An 18,378-nucleotide genomic window follows, 5' to 3' on the forward strand; every position below is an offset into this window, starting at 1 on the left:
AAGCCTATTTTGGCTGCCAGCGCGCCGTGAAGTAAACCGCGCGCCCTGACTGGTTATAGCCAAGAGCGGTCTGATACGTCTTGTTGCCGACGTTGTTGATACTGGCCTGCAGCAACCAATCCCGCATCAGGGCGTAATTGACATACAGATCAGCCGTCGTAAATCCGCCCAACGGCACCGTATTGGCAGCATTGTCAAAACGGCTGGAAACTGCCAACAGCGACATACCGGATTTCCAGGGGCCGACGCCGTAGTCAATGGCAGCCGTTATCTGCTCGTCGGCCCGGCGTATCAGCTTCAGATTGTTGGCCTTGTTGCGGGCGTCCAGAATATCCAGTGCGCTGCGGTAAGACCAGTTACCTGATTGCCCTTCGTAAGACAGCGTCCACCCTTTGATCAGGGTGCTCGGTACATTCACAACTGCGGGCAAGATGGTGATGAAGTTGCGGATATCGTTCTGGTAGTGGGTCACCTTGAACTCGTTGCTGCCGCGGGTGTAGGTCATGCCGACTTCAGCACTTTTGCCGCGTTCCGGCTGTGTTGTTGCATTGCCAAAACCAGGAAAATAAAGCGTGTTGAAAGATGGCGCCTTGTAGGTCGTGCCATATGAGCCGCGCACACGCAGGTCCGGCGTCAGCTTATAGCCATATGCCAGCAGCCCGGTATTGGCTCCGCCGAATTGCGAATCTCCGTCATGCCGCGCGTTGGCCTGCCAGCTGTGACGTCCGGCCTCACCATTGAGTCCGACAAAAGCCGAATTGGTGATGCGCCTGGCAACTGTATAGGCGGTGCTGCCGCTCACGGTCTGGTCCAGGCGTTCCAGACCAGCCAACACCTTGCCGACGGGTGTACTGATTTCGTTCAGCCAGGTCATCTTGTCCTGCCGGGTATTGAAGACGCTTGCAACAGGGCTCGAATAGCTATCGGAAAGATCCTCGGAATGTGCCAGGGAAAAGCGCGATTTCCAGCGTGCAGACAACTGGCCTTCAATACCCAGACCATAGACACGATTCTTGACGTCCGCGTGCGTATCGTAGGCCGTAGGGCCGCTGTCATAGTGGTTGATGCCATCGGAGGTCAGCAGGTTCATGTCTACCTTCCATCCCGGTGCAAAACGCCAGTCGACAGAGCCGGTCAGGCTGCGTTGCTTGAAGCCATCACGGTCTGAATTGAAGCTCGTACCGACGGCAGGGTTCGTCGAAGAAAAGCCCTTTTCCCGCAGGTTTTGCACGCCAATCGCATAACTCACATTGCCCACGCCACCGCGCAGCCCGGCGGTCGCCTCCCGGCGGTCTTCACTTCCCAGCGTCACGCTTGCATAGGGTTTGAAGCCACTGGTGCCGCGCCGCGTAAATATCTGCACCACACCACCGACCGCGTCGCTGCCATACAGCGCGGATGCCGGGCCCTTGAGCACCTCGATGCGCTCGATGCTGTCGAGCGGAATGTTGTCCAGCGAAGGCGTTCCGGCCGTCGCGGATGAGAAGGGAACACCATCAATCAGGAACAACACATGACGCGACTCGCTCCCGCGAATAAACAGGCTGGAAGATTTACCCAGGCCTCCGTTGGACGCGGTTTGCAGGCCAGCCTGCCGAGCGATCAGATCCGAGAGGGTGCGGCCGGGCTGCTGCTCGATTTGTTCACGGGAAATAACCGTGACATCGGCCAGCACTTCGTCAACACGCGATTCCGTGCGCGTCGCCGTGACGACAACACCGCCCATTTCGGGATTCAGGCGGGATATGCCGGTCTGCGAAAAGACTGGAAATGCGGCGGCCAGCGCCAGTGGAAGCACGGCAAGGCGCGTGCGGAAAATACAAGTTTTCATCGGTAGGAACAATCAACAAAATACCCGGACCAGCTTCCCCGCCAGTCATGAGCGATACGGACATGCGGCCACGAAAAAAGCGCGCACGTCCACGTTGTTGGCCGGTATCCGGGCTGACGGAACTGTTCTCATCGCCTTCCCAGGTGCTTGTTCAAGGCACTCAGTGGCTGTGATGAAAACTGGACCAGTTCCTGAATAAAAGGAAATGACCCGTCCGTTTTACCGTTGCGGGGGCAGCGCAGGTTAAGAGTCGCGGCGCTTGCACATCGGATTGACCGGCGTGCATGGCTGGAGACTCCCTCCTGCTTCCCGTTGAACTGGAGTGTGTGAACCACACCCCGAGCACCAACAAAATGTATTCTAGCGTCCGAAAGGCCTTGCCAACCGCCGGTAGCTAGAACTGGAACCTGACGGCCAGCCGCAGCGCCCTGCCCGGCTCGGGGAAGATGCTGCTGGTAATGCCACCTGAGCCAGGGGTTCCAGCTACCGGGGCATCACATTCCGCCTTGGTAAAAAATCGCCGGTCGAAAAGATTGGCGATGGCCAGCGAAATCTCTGCCTCCCTGAACTGGTAGGCGTATCTCACGTCAGCCACGGTGTACCCCGGCATCGCACACAGGTTGGAAATATCCAGCCGCTGCGCTGAAAATGCGGTCACACCACCACTCAAAAGATGTTTGGCCATGGGGCGCCAGTCTGCATGTACGCCCAGCATGCGAGCAGGGGTACGGACCAGTTCCTTGCCGGCATAAACGCCTCCCACAAACCGTGACTTGCGCAGTGCGGTGTTAACACGAAGCCCCAGACTATCTGACCATTCGTAAACCCCCTCGGCTTCAAGCCCTGTACGCAGGGTGGGATCAAAATTGACATTGGCACCGAAGGCTGCAATAGACGTGAATCTGGCCAGATCGTAGCCAATCTCGTCCGTGATCGCGCTTCGGTAAATACGTGCATCAAGCTTGACGCGTCCCGCTGCATAACGTGAACCAATTTCCGTGTCGCGTGAGCGTTGCGGTTTGAGGATGACCCCAAAAGGCGTGTAGTTGAACTCCTCCACCTGGGCAACCCTGAAGCTTCGCCCGACGCGGCCGTAGACGGAAACTTCCTTGCTGACGGGTTGGTTGATGCCCAGTTCCCACGACGTCAGCGGATCTGAAATATCACGCGACCCGAAGGTAGCGTTGTCGTTATGGCCTGTCACGCGCTCCGTGCGTACACCTGCAGAAAGCGTTGTACCGCTGGACGCAAGGGTCAGCTCATCACGGACATAAAACCCTCGTGATACCTGTGTTGCCACCAATGCAGCGGGCACAGCAGGCGTTTCACGCTGCCAGCGCGCGTAATCGGTGCCCAGGATCAGGCTGTTCGAAAACGAGGCTTGCCGCGCCTGATGCACCGCACGCAGCGCGTAGTTCACACCCTTCACGTCATACCCGCCGCCATATTTGCCCTGCAGAACGTTGCGCAGCTTCTTGTTTCGCATGCCCGCATCTGCGAAAAACTTCCAGTCGCCTGACCTCATCTCGCCAAACAGGCCATGCCGGACATTGTTGATGACAACGCTGTCGGTTGGGGTTGTGGCTGTCCTGGGATTGGCCTGATAGACCGCAGGCGTCAGCAGACCAGCAAGCCCGGCATTCAACCCATCCTGCGAATGGCTGACGCCCAACCGGAGCCAGTCATTTTTCCACTGGCCAAGCAGGCTAAGTGCACCGCTGCCAGACCAATAATTGTCGCGATCATTGTTCCCATTGCGCCGGGCGGCATTGATATCCAGCGAAAAACCTCCCCCAGACACTGTTGCGTTTGCCCGTGCCTCACTCATGCGATTGCTGCCCACCGTCCCATAGAGGGATGCACTGTTGACACGCGTTTGCCCTTCCCGGCCTTTTGTCGTGATGGAGATCACCCCACCCGTGGACCCGGAACCATAAAGCACACCTCCGCTTCCGCGGATCACTTCTATTTTTGCCACCGAATCGATGGGAATTCCTGCAAGACGAATCGCATCGAAGTCGGACTCCTTGATCCGCACGCCATCAAGCATCACCACCTGGTTGCTGTCCGCAGTTTTTCCGAATCCGCGCAGGTCGAGTGAATATTCCCCCGCACCAAAAAAGTCGAGGTGTGACCCGGCTCCCAGCAAACGGATGATCGCATCGTTGACGGTCGTCGCACCGATGCGCTGTATGTCATCTGCCGTGATCACACTGATGCCAAACGGCTGGGCTTCACGGGGGCGGGCGATGCGGGTGCCTGTCAGGTCTGCCTCGGCAACTTGAGCCCCGGCTGCGAATGCAGCGGACACGCCAATCGAAAGCACCGTCAGGCGGGCAAGGTTCAAACAGGTTTTCATGGACAGGCAATCAAAAGCCCCGGCACCCGGCCACTCGCCAGCGTACAGGTATCACGGGCATGCGACCCCTCCGGATCGAATGACCACCTCGTTGGCGGCTTATGGGTCTGGCAACACGGTTGCCATCGCGCCAAATAGCGTCAGTGGGCAACCGCAACCATCACCCATTGGGGGTACAGCCAGCCCAACAGCCCTGGAACTGCAGCGTGTGAACCACACCGTATGCACCAACAGTTGCCGATTCTATGGCCGTCCTTACCCAATCCTGCCGTCAAACCCTACAATCAGGCTGCCATGGCGAACCAAACCCAAATCGACCAGATCACCGAACGCGTCGAGCGGCTCCTGCTCAGGTACGAAGAGCTTCAGCGCACCAATGCCTTGCTCAACGAGCAGCTTGCAGTGCTGACGCACGAGCGGGATTCGCTGAAATCAAGGCTGAGCGCAGCGCGCGCCCGTGTGGATGCCCTGCTCGAGCGCCTGCCCGAGAACGCCGTCAATGGCATGCACGCGCCTGCGGGAACCCCACAATGAAGCAGCTTGAAGTACAGATCATGGGCCAGAGCTACCTGCTTGGTTGCCCCGAGAACGGTGACGCCCGCATGCTGGATGCCGTCAACCGCGTCGACATCGCCATGTGCAAGATCCGCGATGCGGGCAAGATCAAGGCGCGCGACCGGATTGCAGTTCTGGCCGCACTCAATCTCGCATTTGAATTGCCTGACCGCTCGCTCGCGGAACCAGCGTTTGAAGCATCCAGTGCACCCATGCCATTGCAAACACCCCAATCGGGCAGCGATACCGTACATGACAGTCCACAACTGGCTGGCCTTTTGCATCGGCTGGACATGGTCCTTGGCCAGGACGGACAACTTCTCTAGGTCCTCAATACCTTCTCCATTAAAAAGCCCCGCAACAGGGGCTTTTTTACGCCCACACCCTGCAGGAGTTATCGGGTAACCAGACTGCACCATCTGCATCAAAGGCCTACAATCGGTTTGTCTGCGGTGCTCATCGGGCTTTATATTTCCTTGTACCAATGCTCTTTGAGCTCGGGCTTGGTAAATTGCCTGGCTGGCGTGATCGTCTCGCGTTAGACGGACCCAAAGTCAGGCTGCCCTCGCCCACCTGAACCCTGGTTCAGGATGACGGCCCGGTGGCATTCGCAGACACCTTTATCCTCAGGCTTTCGCGCCAACACTTCGCAACTCCCATGATCTTCGAACCTCTTTTGATTGTTGAACTTGCCGTGCTCGGCGTCGGTACCGGCTTCCTTGCAGGGCTGCTCGGTATAGGCGGCGGCATGATCATGGTCCCCTTCCTCACCATCATCCTGTCCAATCGCGGCGTCATGCCCGACCTGGCTGTCAAGATGGCAATCGCCACGTCCATGGCCACCATCATTTTTACCTCGCTTTCAAGCGTGCGGGCGCACCACAAACGCGGCGCAGTCCGGTGGGATATCGTCAAGCGTCTGGCGCCCGGCATCGTGGTCGGCAGCATCATCGGCAGCCTAGGCGTTTTTGCCCTGCTCAAGGGCTCCTATCTCGCCATCTTTTTCGGATTGTTTGTCGGCTTTTCGGCGACCCAGATGTTTCTTGACAAGAAACCCAAGCCCACGCGGCAGATGCCAGGCACCGCCGGCCAATTTGCTGCAGGAAGCTTTATCGGCTTCCTGTCGGGCCTGGTAGGCGCGGGCGGCGGCTTTATCAGCGTCCCCTTCATGACCTGGTGCAATGTTGCCATTCACAGTGCGGTCGCCACGTCAGCAGCGCTTGGCTTTCCGATCGCTGTTGCTAACGTGGTCGGCTACATCTTCAGCGGCCTGCACGTGCAAAACCTGCCTCCGGCTTCTTTCGGCTACATCTGGCTGCCTGCCCTTGTGGTGATCGCCATCTGCAGCTTCCTGGTGGCTCCCCTGGGCGCCAAAGCCGCTCACAGCCTGCCCGTGCGCAAGCTCAAGCGCGTCTTCGCCAGCATCCTCTATGTGCTGGCCGCCTATATGCTCTACAAAGGCCTGACCAGCTAATCATTCAGCGGGCCTTTGAGCCGGCGTCGACCACCACGATGCCGTCCTCATCGGCATAGAGCCAGTCTCCGGGGCGAATCCACACGCCTTGCACCTGCACCGGGACATCCCGCTGGCCTTCGTTACGCTTTTCAGTTGGCAACGGCATGGCTGCCAGCGCACGGATGCCCGTGCTGCACTGCGCCAGTTCAGCAAGGTCTCGCACACACCCGTCAATCACGACACCCGCCCAGCCATTCCTGGCGGCTGCTGCGCCGAGGTTTCCGCCCAGCAGGGCCCTGCGCAATGAGGCGCCGCCATCAACAACCAGAACGCGGCCAAGGCCGGGCGAATCAACAGCGGCCTTGACCAGCGAGTTGTCTTCGAAACACTTGATGGTTGTGACCGGTCCGGAAAACTTTTTAACACCACCGAAATCCGGGAACACAGGCGGCAGCACACGAAAAACGCCTGAACTGTCGTTTTTATGGGTATCGCATAAATCACAAGTCGCAAATTCCAGACTGCCCATGGAGATCACCTTTCCTGAAAAAATTTCTGCCTCACGCCCGTGGCATGTCAGCCATGCACGCATCCGGCGGTACGCGTAACTTTAGCAAGCGTTGCACCTCGATGCCCTGATCCGAAGGACGCTCGGAGTGCACCAAGAATGCTGTTTGCTGGCGCGACGTTAGTGGCGTTATCTCTATTTTGCGTGAGCATGCCCCACCCGCACATCTCAAAAAAAGAAGGCCGTCACGACCTGTGCAGACACGTACTGCTGCGCGTTTTCATGCTGATATGGAGTAGCCCGCGCACCACTTTCTCCAGCGAAAAACGCCGGTTGAAGCACTAAACGCAGGCGACGATCACGCTCCCCAGAGGAGGATTTACGGTTTTCCGGGGTAAATCCGCAACATAAAGACTCAAAAAAAGTGCTTTTCCCCTATGAAATGGGGTTTTTCTCCAGTAGCATCCGCATTGCCATTGGGGAGTAGTTATCTCTAGTGGTGATTTATCAACTTCTAGAAGGAAAATCAATCATGGCAACTGCAAAAAAAGCACCGGCTAAAAAAGCGCCAGCAAAAAAGGCTGCTCCGGCAAAGAAAGTAGCTGCGAAAAAAGCAGCTCCTGCGAAAAAGGTAGCCGCTAAAAAAGCAGCTCCTGCGAAAAAGGTAGCCGCTAAAAAAGCAGCCCCCGCCAAGAAAGTTGCGGCCAAAAAGCCAGCAGCCAAAAAGGCGCCTGCCAAAAAGCGTACCCCCAACGCAGCGTTCATGAAGGCATTGACCCTGAGCCCGGCACTGGCCGCGGTGGTCGGCGACAAGCCACTGCCACGCACAGAGATCGTCAGCAAGCTGTGGACATACATCAAGTCCAAGGGCCTGCAGGACAAGATCAACAAGCGCATGATCAACGCAGACGACAAGCTGAAGGCCGTATTCGGCAAGGCACAAGTCTCGATGTTCGAGATGGCTGGCCTGATCGGCAAGCACGTCAAGTAATCAGCCCTGCTGAACTGAAAAGGCCGGTTTTCACCGGCCTTTTTTTATGCGCGCAACACCCGGGTCATGGGGCTCTATGCCCTGGGCTGGCCTGATCTGATGCCTTCAATGCATTCTGCGTGATCGCCGAGAGGGTTCCGCGCGTGGTGATGACCTCCGGGTCCAGCATGATTTCAATCACGGTGCCCTCGTCGCGCCCCAGCGCCGCCAGCAGTTCCGCTTCGAACGCATCCGTGCGCGTGATGCGCACACCCGCATAGCCATAGGCCCGCGCCAGCGCCGCAAAGTCGGGGTTCTGCAGGTGCGATCCACTTTCATGCTCTGGATACTCCCGCTCCTGGTGCATGCGTATCGTGCCGTACATGCCGTTGTTGAGCAGCACGATGATGGTCTTTGCCCCGTGCTGCACGGCTGTTGCCAGCTCCTGGCCGTTCATCAAAAAATCGCCATCCCCCGCAATCGTGAACACCACACGCCCTGTCGTGATGGCCGCTGCAATGCCTGCGGGCACGCCGTAACCCATGGCGCCCACGGTAGGTGCAAGTTGCGTCTTGAAGCCCTTGGCCAGGCCGTGATGTTTGAAGAAGCGATGCACCCAGCTGGCAAAGTTGCCTGCGCCATTGGTCAGCACGGCATCGTCCGGCAGATGTTTCTGCAGCAGCCCGACGATGGCGGGCATGTCGATATCTCCGGGCAGCTTCTGCGGTTCAAGGTTGGCCAGGTAGTCTTCATTCGCGGACGCAGTCCACGCCTCCCATGGCAATGACACCGGTGCTGTCAGCACCTCCAGGGAACGCGCAGCGGCATTCATGGTCGCGTTGATGGCCAGGTCAGCCTGGTATACGCGGTTGAGTTCTTCCGCGCTCGAATGGATGTGGACCAGCTTCTGCCTGGGCCGTGGCGCTTCCAGCAGGGTGTAGTTGTTGGTTGTCATCTCACCCAGCCTGGGGCCTATGGCGATGATGAGGTCGCTGGCCTTGACGCGAGCCGCCAGCTTGGGGTTCAGGCCTATGCCGACATCTCCCGCATAGAGCGGATGATGGTTGTCAAAGGTGTCCTGGAAACGAAAGGCATTGCCCACCGGCAGCTTCCAGTTCTCGGCAAAGCGTTGCAGCGCCTGCGCGGCCTGCGGTGTCCAGCCACCGCCACCGGCAATCACCAGCGGCTGTTTTGAGGCCAGCAGCATTTCACGCAAGGTTCGCAATGACCCGGGGTCGCTCCAGGCCTGCACCGCCTCCACGCGCGGCAGGGGCTCTGCATCGGTCATGCGGGTGAGCATGTCTTCGGGCAACACCAGCACGACAGGGCCCGGCCTGCCGTTCATGGCGGTGGCGAAGGCGCGGGCAATATATTCCGGAATCCGGTCCGCATCGTCGATGCGCTCCACGCGTTTGGCAAACCCTTTGGTGCTGGGGCCAAAGAAACTGAAGTAATCGACTTCCTGGAACGCCTCACGGTCACGGCAATCGCTGGCCACATCGCCGACCAGCAGCACCATGGGGGTCGAGTCCTGGAAGGCCGTATGAACGCCTATGGATGCATTGGTAGCGCCTGGGCCGCGCGTCACCATACACACGCCGGGCCGGTTGGTCAGCTTGCCATGCGCCTCGGCCATGTAGGCCGCCCCGCCCTCCTGGCGGCAGATCACAAATTTGATCTGGTCACGGCGCGCGTGCAGGCCATCCAGCACAGCCAGGTAGCTTTCACCTGGAACGCCAAACGCATGAGTTACGCCCTGGGCCAGGAGGCAGTCAACAAGAAGATGGCCCGCAAGTTTTGAAGTCATGCGGCTTATTGTGCCGCTGGAATGTGGCCCCCACGTTCGCCCACTGCGTGTGGCTCTCTGCCCCCCGAGGGGGCCGCCCGCCTGTGGCCCGGCAAAGCCGGTTCCACGGCTCGAGCTTGCAAGAGAAAGACCCCCACGTTCGCCCACTGCGTGTGGCTCTCTGCCCCCCGAGGGGGCTGGCCTTGCTTGGGGCGGCCCTGCGCTGCGGCCCTTGACCCGCGCCTACTCTGGTGTGCTGCTGTCCCCGTCATCGCCGCCAGCCTCGAGCGCCTGCCGGGCAAGCTCTTCTTCGCTGAGCGGCGGAGCATGTTCAAGGGCCGCGAGTTCTTCAAGAAACTCGGGTGTCGGCTCTTCATGCTCCAGCAAGACCTCTTCCAGTTTTTGTTTCCCCGTCTCCACATGCACGGATGGCGAATGGAGTTCGGTTGGTGGTACGGGAAATTTCTCGCCAAGCGCAAACTTCAGTTCCTCGGCTTTTTCATCTACCCAGGCTGCAAAATTACCGTCTTTGGGGGTATTGGAATCATTCATGGGAACTCCTTTTTATGTCGTGCCGGTCACCAGGGCCTGATGGCAGGCCCTGACCATTACATTGCGCCATGGATATGCAAGGCGTAAGGCAATGGCTTGAATCATTTCACCAAAGCTTGCCGCCGTCCACCCTGAACGGCTACTGCGAGATAGAAATATTCCCGACCGGCCCGTCGTGGCCGCGTGACCATTCCAGGTGATGGACGCCAAATCCCCAGGCACAAGAGTGCCGTCTGAAGCCGTCAGCGAGCAGAGGCGCGGTATAAACACCGCATGAACCATTCCCCCGCCGCCAACCGCCGCGGTATCTTTTTCATGGTGAGCGGCACCGCCAGCTTTGTGGCCAACGATGCCCTCGTCAAGTTTGCAAGCCAGAGCATGCCCAGCTCACAGCTCATTTTTATTCGGGGCGCACTGTCTGTGCTGTTGATACTGGCCGTCGCTTATGCCTTGCGCACCCCGGTGCGTGTGCCGTCAGGCACGCGCGGCTGGGTCACCGGCCGGGCACTTGTGGATGCGCTGGCGACCATGTTGTATCTCGGCTCGCTGTTTCACCTGCCGATTGCCAACGCGATAGCCATCACGCTGGCCGCGCCGCTGTTCATGACGTTGTTTGCCGCCGTCTTCCTGGGCGAGCGGGTCAACACGGCGCGCTGGCTGGCTGTAGGTGCCGGGTTCACCGGCGTGCTGCTGGTGGTTCAGCCGCGTGCGGATGGCTTCAATTACTACGCTTTGGTATGCCTGCTGGCGGCGCTTTGCCATGCCTCACGCGACCTGATGACGCGCCGCATCGACGCCGGTGTGCCGTCCATCATCGTCACACTGACCACGGCGCTGGCCGTCACGGCCCTGTCGGGCGGTTTGACGCTGGCGCAGACATGGCAGCCCTTCAGCGGGTTTGAATTCGGCGTGCTGCTGCTTGCAGCGGCGTTTCTGGCTGCAGGTTATTACCTGACGGTCTGCAGCATGCGGTTTGGCGAGCTGTCGGTGGTCGGCCCCTTCCGCTACAGCGGCATTATTTTTGCGCTGGTGCTGGGCTACCTGGGCTGGCGCGACATACCCAACGTCATCGCCTGGTGCGGCATCGCCCTGCTGGTGGGCTCAGGCCTCTACATGCTGCGGGGTAACAAGCCAGGCACACCAGCCCAAAACGAGGCTGACACACCCCTGGCCTGAAAAAAGCCCCTCAGGCCGGGACAAGCGCCGTGCGACGCACACGCCGCACATTGAAGGCGCTGGCAATCAGCACACCCTGCACCAGCGCCAGGCCCAGCAGCACGCCGCGGTACTGGCCGTGGTCCATCATCAGGCCGAAGATCAACGGCGACACCGCGCTGCCGATGTCCAGCCCCGCATAGACCACGCCATAAACGCGGCCGGAGGCGTTGTCAGGCGTCGAGCGCTTGACCAGCAAATCACGCGACGGGCCGGCCATACCCGATGCAAACCCCATCAGGCCGAACAGCACAGGCACCACCCAGGCCGGGTAGCTGCCCAGGGCCAGCAACAAGGCAACGCCCGCCGCCAGTCCAAAACCTATACCCACGATGCGCTCACAACGCGACGGGTCTGAGGCCAGGAAGCCGCCCAGCACCATGCCGCCTGCGCTGCACAGCATGTAAATCGTCAGGCAGCTGGCGACCAGCGCAATCGGCATCTCGTGCAGGTGGCGTGCAGCTTCAGGGGCAAAAGCCTGCACCACACCCAGCGCGATGGCGTACCAGAAGAAGAAGGCAAAACACATCCACACGGCGGGTATCTTCAGGAAACCGAAGCTGCTGTCCTGTGCGGCCACGCCTTTGGCAGGCGCTTCAACCTTGAGGTGCAGGTGCCCGCGGTTGACCAGCAGCACGGCCAGCACGCCAAAGGCCAGCACACCGGCGGCCACCAGCGCCACGCGCCAGGAGAATGCCACCGTCAGCGGCACCAGCATGGCAGGCGCCAGCGCCCAGCCCAGGCTGCCGGTGATGCCGTGCACGCTGTAGGCGTGTCCCAGGCGCGGCGCACTGACCTTGCGGTTGAGCAGCGTGTAGTCGACCGGGTGAAACACGCCATTGCCGATACCGCCTATGACCGAGAAGACCGCCAGCATCCAGTAACTGTGGCTGGCTGCATAACCAAAGGCAGACACGCCTATCAGCGCCAGCCCGGCAAACAGGATGGGGCGCGGCCCGAAGCGGTCAACCACAAAGCCGGAAGCCGCCTGCACGCCGCAGGACACTGCGAAAAAGATGGTCATGAGCAGCCCCAGCTCGGCATAGCTGACGTTGAACTCGGTCTTCAGCCAGGGGAACAGCGGCGCCAGCAGCAACTGGCTGAAATGGCTGACCATGTGGGCTGCACCCACCAGGCCGATCACACCGGCGTCGTTGCGCAGAGGCACTGGGCCGGAGGGGAAGTTCATCGTGCTTGAAGTAGTCATGGGCTTATCGTAGTATTTGCGGTCCGCGCTGAAATGCGACAAATAGCCAAGAATCGTCGAATTTCAGACAACCAGCCAATACATCCAGACTCATGCCCCGCGCCCAGCCACTCCAATACATGCCCGTCGGCGATACCGACAGCTTCACGCCTCATACGAAGCGCCCGGTACGCGTGCGCGCCCGCACCATGGCGGCGGACACGCACTTCGAGCCGCATTCACACGCCTGGGCGCAACTGGCCTACTGCGCGGTCGGCATCGTGCAGGTCACGTCTGAACAGACACAGGCGGGCGGAGACCAGGTCACCTACATCGTGCCGCCCTCGCGCGCAGTATGGATCGCCCCTGGGGCCAAACACCACATCACAGTGCTGGAGGCGGCCGAGTTCCGCACCCTTTATATGGATGCCAGCGTCACGCCCAAAGGCTGGAGCGGCTGCCGCATGATCGTGGTCTCACCGCTGCTGCGCGAGACAATCCAGGCACTCGACGCCCCGGCGACTGCACCACTGCCCGCCGCCCGGGAGCAACTGCTGACCCGGCTGACACTCGACGAGATCGAGCGCGCCGACATCCAGGCGCTGGGCGTGCCACTGCCGCACCCGCAAACCGGCGACAAGCGCCTGCGCGCGCTGTGCGAGGCGGTGATGCGCGCGCCGTCCGAGCGCGCCACGCTGGCCGAATGGGCGGCCGACATAGGCGCCAGCGAACGGACAGCCGCCAGACTGTTCCGGGACGAGCTGGGCCTGAGCTACCAGCAGTGGCGACAGCAGGCCATACTCGCGCACGCCCTGCCGCTACTGGCGCGCGGCCAGTCCATCAGCACAGTGGCCGCTGCCAGCGGTTACGCCAGCGACAGCGCCTTCTCGGCGATGTTCAAGTCAGCGATGGGGCAATCACCCAGCCATTTCCAGCATCGTGGCAGCTGATCTGCGCTGGCTTGACGCCCGACTGCTATTTATTTCGTAGCTGCTCACGTACGTATTTATTGGCCTGCAGCCGTTTTAGGTGCCTGAAAATGGCCTTTTTCAGGTGTTTTTGGTCAATTTTTTGCCCCGAACATCGCCCAAAACCCAAAAAGTTAAGTTCCATATTAACTTTTGAAGTATTTTTAACGTATACGTTAAAAATCATGGTTTTTGGCCTGCATGACCCGGATACCCTGTCCGGGGAACTCAGCCGACCGCGCAGCCGCCCGGCTTGTAGACGCGCTCGACAGATGCAGGAAACTTCGCCAGCTTGTCCGCAGGCCGGCGCGGCCGGGTCACCAGCTCTCCACCGCAATTCGGGCACTTGCCCTTGAGTTTGTCTTCCGCGCAGCTTGAGCAGAAGGTGCATTCAAAAGTACAGATGCGGGCATCCGTCGAATCTGGCGGGAGGTCCTTGTTGCAGCATTCGCAGCCGGGCCGGAGTTGAAGCATGGGCGTGTCCTTAAAACCAAGAGAAGCTGATAGATAAGCCCTGTTATGTCGTATGAGCAGGCTCGCCAAGCAACACCTAGTCATTAAGCCATTGCATCGGACGCTACAAAAATCATCACAGAAAAGCCGCTGAGAAATTAGCCTAACTGCACTGCTTTGGGCGTGGCGAATTCGGTAAGTTCTTGACCTAGTTTGCATGCCACCACATAAAGCGCTTCGGCGGTAAAAGGTTGGGCTCCAAGGGCGCTCGTGAAGGCCACCTTCCGTGTCGCAAAGCAAAGGGACACTTGAAGTCCTTTTAGGGCCTTTATATGCTCATCCATGGCATCATAAATTTCGAACTTGTCTAGCTCCGAGTACATATCCTTGCAGTCCCGATATTCGCGAAAGTAGTCTATGAGCTCTGCGAATCGCTCATCAGCTTCCCGGGACAATTCGATTGCCGGCGTAGACATATCCATCATGGTCATTTCTACTAGCTTCGCGAGCTCTTTTCCTGACCCTATGGGTTGCGCTTTAAGAGTAATGTGGTCTTTTGCAAATTGTTCTTGCTGGGCTTTTTGCTCTTCCGCGTCGGGGATGCTGAAAGGCTTGTTGAGAGCATCAATGTCCTCAAATTCAAAAGCGCGGGCCAACGCACGACGGGTGTCTATGGAAGAGGCCTTGCCCTCCTCAACTCTTTGAACCGTCCGGCAGCTCAATCCCGAAATAGACGAAAGCTGCTCTTGCGACCATTGGCGTGTTTCACGGAAAAACTTAATAAGAAAAGCCAGTTCCGCCAATGTGAGCATGCGAGGGGGTTTGGTTTGTTCAGCAGTAGTCATCTAAAACTCCGTCAGTGGTTTGGTTGATGACACAAGTGTTAACTTTATGGCCTAGAAAAAACACGACAGGAACACGACAGCAAGACGACACCTCAATGAGAACAAAATTTCAGGCTAAAAAATATGCTCCTTTGAACTCTTATAAGTTAATTTCCCCATAAATATACGTTGTGTCATCACATTTCACTTCGGCGTCCAGCGCTTGAGCAGCAGCGCATTGGCCATCACGCTGACCGAGCTCATGGCCATGGCGGCACCAGCCAGCACCGGGTTCAGGAAACCCAGCGCGGCCAGCGGAATGCCGGCGGCGTTGTAGACAAAGGCCCAGAACAGGTTCTGGCGGATCTTGGCCACCGTGCGGTCAGAGATGTCGAGTGCCGCTGCCACCAGCATGGGGTCGCCGCGCATCAGCGTGATGCCGGCTGCATGCATGGCCACATCGGTGCCATTGCCCATGGCCATGCCGACATCGGCAGCCGCCAGCGCGGGCGCATCATTCACGCCGTCGCCCACCATGGCGACAACATGGCCCCCACGCTTGTCACTTCGTGTACTACGCTGCCCCCCGAGGGGGCTTTCGCCACTTGGGGCGGCCCGGCGTGGCGCATGCCCGCCCTCCTTCAACCCCATAACCCGCGCCGCCTTGTCGCCCGGCAATACTTCGGCCATCACTTCGCCTTCTTCGGGGCGCAGGCCCAGCCGGCGTGCCACGGCCTCGGCAGCGCCCCGGTTGTCACCGGAAATCATCACCGTTCTGATGCCGCGCGCACGCAATGCAGCCAGTGCCTCTTTGGCGCCGGGCTTGGGTTCGTCGCCAAAAGCCATCAGCGCGCGCAGCGTGGGGCCTGCCGTGGTGCGCTCAGCCATGGCAGAAACGGTGGCGCCTTGCGCCTGCAGTTCAGCGGCTTTGCCGGCCAGCGCGCCCATGTCCACTTTCAGCTCATCCATCCAGCGCAGGCTGCCGATCAAAAAGCTGCGCACGCCGACTTCGCCTTCGGTGCCACGGCCCGGCACGGCGCGCACGTTGTCGGGTGCTTCCACCACCAGGTTTTTCGCCTGCGCGCTGGCCACCACGGCGCGGGCCAGCGGGTGTTCGCTGCCGCTTTGCAGGCTGGCTGCGGCCTGCAAGGCTTCGGTTTCGTCCATGCCGGGCAGCACGACCAGCGCGGTCAACCGGGGCTGGCCAACCGTCAGCGTGCCGGTCTTGTCGAAGGCCACTACATCCACCTTGTGCGCTAGCTCCAGCGCCTGCGCGTCCTTGATCAGGATGCCGTGCTTTGCCGCCACGCCGGTGCCAGCCATGATGGCTGCCGGCGTGGCCAGGCCCAGTGCGCAGGGGCAAGCTATCACCAGCACTGCCACGGCGTGTATCAGCGCCAGTTCAAACGCATGGCCGCTCAGCCACCAGCCCAGCAGGGTAGCCAACGCAATCACCAAAACCACCGGCACAAACACCGCGCTCACCTGATCCACCAGGCGCTGTATGGGTGCCTTGGCGGCCTGCGCGTCTTCGACCAGTCTAATGATGCTGGACAGCACCGTCTCGCTGCCTGTTGCCGCCACCTGCATCACCACACGGCCATCGCCGTTGATCGAACCGCCCGTCAGCTTGCCGCCCACTTCTTTGGTCACCGGCAGGGGCTCGCCGGTCAGCATGGCTTCGTCAACCTGGGTGTGGCCCTCAAGCAGCGTGCCATCAACGGGGAAACGCTCGCCCGGTTTGACCACGATGCGGTCGCCGACCAGCACTTCTGCAACGGGAACGTCAATCGTGCCCCCACGCTCAATCACTTCGTGTATTTCGCTGCCCCCCGAGGGGGCCGTGCCTTGCTCGGGGCGGCCCGTCGCATCGGCCACCTCACCATCCACACGGATCAGATGCGCCACGTCAGGCCGCAATGCGTGCAAAGCCCGGATGGCTGAAGTCGTCTGGCGTTTGGCGCGCGCCTCCAGCCACTTGCCCAGCAGCACGAGCGTGATGACGACAGCAGAACCTTCAAAGTACAGGTGCACCATGGTGTCAGCATCTGCCGTGAGCCAGAGCCACATCGACAGCGCCCAGCCGGCGGTGGTACCCAGCGCCACCAGCAAATCCATGTTGCCGGTCAGCGCTTTCAGGGCGCTCCAGCCGGCCTTGTAAAAGCGGGCTCCCAAAATGAACTGCACCGGTGTGGCCAGCAGAAACTGCCACGACGGCGGCAGCATCCAGTGCAGGCCGAACAGGTCGGCAATCATGGGCGCCACCAGCGGTACCGACAGCGCCATGCCAACAGCGACCGGCATGAAACCAGCCCATGGTGAGGCGTCGGGCGCGTCAATCGCCGCATCGGCAGCGCGTGGCTCGTAACCGGCATCACGCACAGCCCGTCGCAGCCGCGCCTCCATCTGCTCGCCGGGCGCATACACAATGCGCGCCGACTCGGTGGCGAGATTGACGGTGGCGGTCTCCACACCCGGCACTTTTTTCAGGGCCTTTTCAACCCGCGTGACGCAGGATGCGCAGGTCATGCCGCCTATGCCGATGTCGAGGGGAATGGGTGTAGATAGGGTAGTCGTAGTCATAAAGGGGCTTCCAGAAATTTGATGTGCGTTTCCAGAAGGTTAAAGCTTCCCATGAAGGCAAGGTCAAGCATTGATTTACATCAACCTTACCCCGGGCAGCGGCAAAAACACCGCCCTTGACCTTCCCACGGTGGCAAGGTTCACGATATGCTTTCCCTCAAACCAGACCCCAAAAGGAATATTTATGAACCAGACATTCACCGTCACCGGCATGACCTGCGGCCACTGCGAAAAAGCCGTCACCCGCGCCATCAAACAGGTTGACCCGCAAGCCGAGGTCTCGATTGACCGCGCCGCCAACAAGGTAGAGGTGCAATCAGACCAGCCGCACGACGTGCTGGGCAAGGCGATTGCCGAAGAAGGCTACGCCGTCGCCGGATGAAACCCGCCGCCCCCACCAGCACCGCGTGGCCGGTAGCCATTGGTACAGCGGCAAGACTGTCCGGCGTGTCGGCCAAGATGCTGCGCCACTATGAATCGCTGGGGCTGCTGGCCGGTGTGGCACGCACCGACAGTGGCTACCGCCAGTACAGCGAGACCGATGTGCGCAGCCTGCAGTTCATCAAGCGCAGCCGCGACCTCGGTTTTTCGATGGCCGAGATCTCCGAGCTGGTCAGCCTGTGGCACAACCGCCGCCGCGCAAGTGCAAGCGTCAAGCGCATTGCCCAAAAGCACGTCGACGACCTGGCCCAGCGGATAGAAGCCATGCAGGCCATGCAGCGCACACTGTCCAACCTGATGCACCACTGCCAGGGCGACGAACGCCCCGACTGCCCCATTCTTGATGACCTGGCGGGCGACATCGCACGGGTTTGACATGGATCATTGAAATCCGCCCCCGGCGGGCGCTTAATGAATGCCCCCAGCATTCATCAACCAGCACCAAGGAGACTTTCATGACCAAAAATGTCGGCAGCATTGACCGCGCCCTGCGCGCCATCGTCGGTCTGGCACTCATTGCCCTCGCCGCCACCGGCACTGTAGGCTGGTGGGGCTACCTGGGCGTCATCCCGCTGGCGACCGCCGCCATCGGGTGGTGCCCGCCGTATGCGCTGTTTGGCTGGAATACCTGTTCCACCAAAAACCAATAAAAAACCCGCCGGAGCGGGTTTTTATTGAGGAGCAAGACGCC

18 protein-coding genes, 1 other RNA gene and 1 riboswitch are annotated in these 18,378 nt (G+C 60.0%); of the genes, 10 read left to right on the forward strand and 9 right to left on the reverse strand.

From position 1 onward, the window contains the following. Positions 1-4 precede the first annotated feature (4 nt). Both HYX42_RS19035 and HYX42_RS19040 read right to left on the reverse strand, forming a co-directional pair. Positions 5-1,831 (reverse strand): TonB-dependent receptor, encoded by a 1,827-nt coding sequence (locus HYX42_RS19035; RefSeq protein ID WP_293406086.1) that lies wholly within the window; start codon positions 1,829-1,831, stop codon positions 5-7. Positions 1,832-1,912: 81 nt separating this feature from the next. After that, positions 1,913-2,196, reverse strand: a riboswitch (cobalamin riboswitch). 29 nt (positions 2,197-2,225) lie between these two features. Continuing rightward, complete coding sequence (locus tag HYX42_RS19040) at positions 2,226-4,190, reverse strand: TonB-dependent receptor (protein WP_293406088.1); 1,965 nt, start codon at positions 4,188-4,190, stop codon at positions 2,226-2,228. A 294-nt stretch (positions 4,191-4,484) separates the two neighbouring features. Between HYX42_RS19040 and HYX42_RS19045 the strand changes: the two genes are divergently transcribed. From HYX42_RS19045 to HYX42_RS19060, 4 genes are all read left to right on the forward strand, one after another. Continuing rightward, positions 4,485-4,724 (forward strand): DUF904 domain-containing protein, encoded by a 240-nt coding sequence (locus HYX42_RS19045; RefSeq protein ID WP_293406090.1) that lies wholly within the window; start codon positions 4,485-4,487, stop codon positions 4,722-4,724. After that, positions 4,721-5,071 (forward strand): cell division protein ZapA, encoded by a 351-nt coding sequence (locus HYX42_RS19050; protein ID WP_293406091.1) that lies wholly within the window; start codon positions 4,721-4,723, stop codon positions 5,069-5,071. The genes HYX42_RS19045 and HYX42_RS19050 overlap by 4 nt, the downstream gene beginning before the upstream one ends. A 115-nt stretch (positions 5,072-5,186) precedes the next feature. Then, a non-coding RNA gene (gene ssrS, locus HYX42_RS19055) (6S RNA) lies at positions 5,187-5,366 on the forward strand. Between the two features lie 37 nt (positions 5,367-5,403). Further along, positions 5,404-6,219, forward strand: a complete 816-nt coding sequence (locus HYX42_RS19060; RefSeq protein ID WP_293406092.1) for a sulfite exporter TauE/SafE family protein — start codon at positions 5,404-5,406, stop codon at positions 6,217-6,219. Positions 6,220-6,223: 4 nt separating this feature from the next. On the opposite strand, the gene rraA is transcribed toward HYX42_RS19060, so the two are convergent. Further along, the gene (gene rraA, locus HYX42_RS19065) at positions 6,224-6,730 is read right to left on the reverse strand and encodes a ribonuclease E activity regulator RraA (RefSeq protein WP_293406093.1); all 507 of its coding nucleotides are present in this window, start codon (positions 6,728-6,730) and stop codon (positions 6,224-6,226) included. 511 nt (positions 6,731-7,241) lie between these two features. Between rraA and HYX42_RS19070 the strand changes: the two genes are divergently transcribed. Further along, positions 7,242-7,700 carry an SWIB/MDM2 domain-containing protein gene (locus HYX42_RS19070; protein WP_293406095.1) on the forward strand — a complete coding sequence of 153 codons (459 nt, stop codon included), beginning with the start codon at positions 7,242-7,244 and terminating at the stop codon, positions 7,698-7,700. A 64-nt stretch (positions 7,701-7,764) separates the two neighbouring features. Here the strand turns inward: HYX42_RS19070 and HYX42_RS19075 are convergent, their stop codons facing one another. After that, positions 7,765-9,486 carry a thiamine pyrophosphate-binding protein gene (locus HYX42_RS19075; protein ID WP_293406097.1) on the reverse strand — a complete coding sequence of 574 codons (1,722 nt, stop codon included), beginning with the start codon at positions 9,484-9,486 and terminating at the stop codon, positions 7,765-7,767. A 222-nt stretch (positions 9,487-9,708) separates the two neighbouring features. Beyond that, on the reverse strand, positions 9,709-10,017 hold the full coding sequence (locus HYX42_RS19080) for a hypothetical protein (RefSeq protein ID WP_293406099.1): 309 nt from the start codon (positions 10,015-10,017) through the stop codon (positions 9,709-9,711). A 273-nt stretch (positions 10,018-10,290) separates the two neighbouring features. On the opposite strand from HYX42_RS19080, the gene HYX42_RS19085 reads away from it, so the two are divergent. After that, positions 10,291-11,193, forward strand: a complete 903-nt coding sequence (locus tag HYX42_RS19085) for a DMT family transporter (protein WP_293406100.1) — start codon at positions 10,291-10,293, stop codon at positions 11,191-11,193. A 10-nt stretch (positions 11,194-11,203) separates the two neighbouring features. Here HYX42_RS19085 and HYX42_RS19090 read toward each other — a convergent pair whose 3' ends face one another. Next, entirely contained in the window at positions 11,204-12,439 is a 1,236-nt protein-coding gene (locus HYX42_RS19090; protein ID WP_293406102.1) for an MFS transporter, read from the reverse strand. A 119-nt stretch (positions 12,440-12,558) separates the two neighbouring features. Here HYX42_RS19090 and HYX42_RS19095 point away from each other — a divergent pair, with 119 nt between their 5' ends. Beyond that, the gene (locus HYX42_RS19095) at positions 12,559-13,368 is read left to right on the forward strand and encodes a helix-turn-helix transcriptional regulator (protein ID WP_293406104.1); all 810 of its coding nucleotides are present in this window, start codon (positions 12,559-12,561) and stop codon (positions 13,366-13,368) included. Between the two features lie 246 nt (positions 13,369-13,614). Here the strand turns inward: HYX42_RS19095 and HYX42_RS19100 are convergent, their stop codons facing one another. From HYX42_RS19100 to HYX42_RS19110, 3 genes are all read right to left on the reverse strand, one after another. Continuing rightward, positions 13,615-13,860 (reverse strand): DUF1272 domain-containing protein, encoded by a 246-nt coding sequence (locus tag HYX42_RS19100; RefSeq protein ID WP_293406106.1) that lies wholly within the window; start codon positions 13,858-13,860, stop codon positions 13,615-13,617. 137 nt (positions 13,861-13,997) lie between these two features. Then, positions 13,998-14,684 (reverse strand): helix-turn-helix domain-containing protein, encoded by a 687-nt coding sequence (locus tag HYX42_RS19105; protein WP_293406108.1) that lies wholly within the window; start codon positions 14,682-14,684, stop codon positions 13,998-14,000. Between the two features lie 183 nt (positions 14,685-14,867). Beyond that, complete coding sequence (locus tag HYX42_RS19110) at positions 14,868-17,246, reverse strand: cation-translocating P-type ATPase (protein WP_293406110.1); 2,379 nt, start codon at positions 17,244-17,246, stop codon at positions 14,868-14,870. 184 nt (positions 17,247-17,430) lie between these two features. Here HYX42_RS19110 and HYX42_RS19115 point away from each other — a divergent pair, with 184 nt between their 5' ends. From HYX42_RS19115 to HYX42_RS19125, 3 genes are all read left to right on the forward strand, one after another. Beyond that, on the forward strand, positions 17,431-17,628 hold the full coding sequence (locus HYX42_RS19115) for a heavy-metal-associated domain-containing protein (protein ID WP_293406112.1): 198 nt from the start codon (positions 17,431-17,433) through the stop codon (positions 17,626-17,628). Then, positions 17,625-18,062 (forward strand): Cu(I)-responsive transcriptional regulator, encoded by a 438-nt coding sequence (gene cueR / locus HYX42_RS19120; protein ID WP_293406114.1) that lies wholly within the window; start codon positions 17,625-17,627, stop codon positions 18,060-18,062. The genes HYX42_RS19115 and cueR overlap by 4 nt, the downstream gene beginning before the upstream one ends. Before the next feature lie 80 nt (positions 18,063-18,142). After that, complete coding sequence (locus HYX42_RS19125) at positions 18,143-18,337, forward strand: DUF2892 domain-containing protein (protein WP_293406117.1); 195 nt, start codon at positions 18,143-18,145, stop codon at positions 18,335-18,337. The last annotated feature ends 41 nt before the right edge of the window (positions 18,338-18,378 follow it).

The organism is Polaromonas sp. (assembly GCF_016185115.1).
Taxonomy (GTDB): Bacteria; Pseudomonadota; Gammaproteobacteria; order Burkholderiales; family Burkholderiaceae_C; genus Polaromonas.

Bases quoted from the DNA above. Each gene is read 5' to 3' on its own strand.
- HYX42_RS19035 (WP_293406086.1), bottom strand. From the start codon at position 1,831: ATGAAAACTTGTATTTTCCGCACGCGCCTTGCCGTGCTTCCACTGGCG.
- HYX42_RS19040 (WP_293406088.1), bottom strand. From the start codon at position 4,190: ATGAAAACCTGTTTGAACCTTGCCCGCCTGACGGTGCTTTCGATTGGC.
- HYX42_RS19045 (WP_293406090.1), top strand. From the start codon at position 4,485: ATGGCGAACCAAACCCAAATCGACCAGATCACCGAACGCGTCGAGCGG.
- HYX42_RS19050 (WP_293406091.1), top strand. From the start codon at position 4,721: ATGAAGCAGCTTGAAGTACAGATCATGGGCCAGAGCTACCTGCTTGGT.
- HYX42_RS19060 (WP_293406092.1), top strand. From the start codon at position 5,404: ATGATCTTCGAACCTCTTTTGATTGTTGAACTTGCCGTGCTCGGCGTC.
- rraA (WP_293406093.1), bottom strand. From the start codon at position 6,730: ATGGGCAGTCTGGAATTTGCGACTTGTGATTTATGCGATACCCATAAA.
- HYX42_RS19070 (WP_293406095.1), top strand. From the start codon at position 7,242: ATGGCAACTGCAAAAAAAGCACCGGCTAAAAAAGCGCCAGCAAAAAAG.
- HYX42_RS19075 (WP_293406097.1), bottom strand. From the start codon at position 9,486: ATGACTTCAAAACTTGCGGGCCATCTTCTTGTTGACTGCCTCCTGGCC.
- HYX42_RS19080 (WP_293406099.1), bottom strand. From the start codon at position 10,017: ATGAATGATTCCAATACCCCCAAAGACGGTAATTTTGCAGCCTGGGTA.
- HYX42_RS19085 (WP_293406100.1), top strand. From the start codon at position 10,291: ATGAACCATTCCCCCGCCGCCAACCGCCGCGGTATCTTTTTCATGGTG.
- HYX42_RS19090 (WP_293406102.1), bottom strand. From the start codon at position 12,439: ATGACTACTTCAAGCACGATGAACTTCCCCTCCGGCCCAGTGCCTCTG.
- HYX42_RS19095 (WP_293406104.1), top strand. From the start codon at position 12,559: ATGCCCGTCGGCGATACCGACAGCTTCACGCCTCATACGAAGCGCCCG.
- HYX42_RS19100 (WP_293406106.1), bottom strand. From the start codon at position 13,860: ATGCTTCAACTCCGGCCCGGCTGCGAATGCTGCAACAAGGACCTCCCG.
- HYX42_RS19105 (WP_293406108.1), bottom strand. From the start codon at position 14,684: ATGACTACTGCTGAACAAACCAAACCCCCTCGCATGCTCACATTGGCG.
- HYX42_RS19110 (WP_293406110.1), bottom strand. From the start codon at position 17,246: ATGACTACGACTACCCTATCTACACCCATTCCCCTCGACATCGGCATA.
- HYX42_RS19115 (WP_293406112.1), top strand. From the start codon at position 17,431: ATGAACCAGACATTCACCGTCACCGGCATGACCTGCGGCCACTGCGAA.
- cueR (WP_293406114.1), top strand. From the start codon at position 17,625: ATGAAACCCGCCGCCCCCACCAGCACCGCGTGGCCGGTAGCCATTGGT.
- HYX42_RS19125 (WP_293406117.1), top strand. From the start codon at position 18,143: ATGACCAAAAATGTCGGCAGCATTGACCGCGCCCTGCGCGCCATCGTC.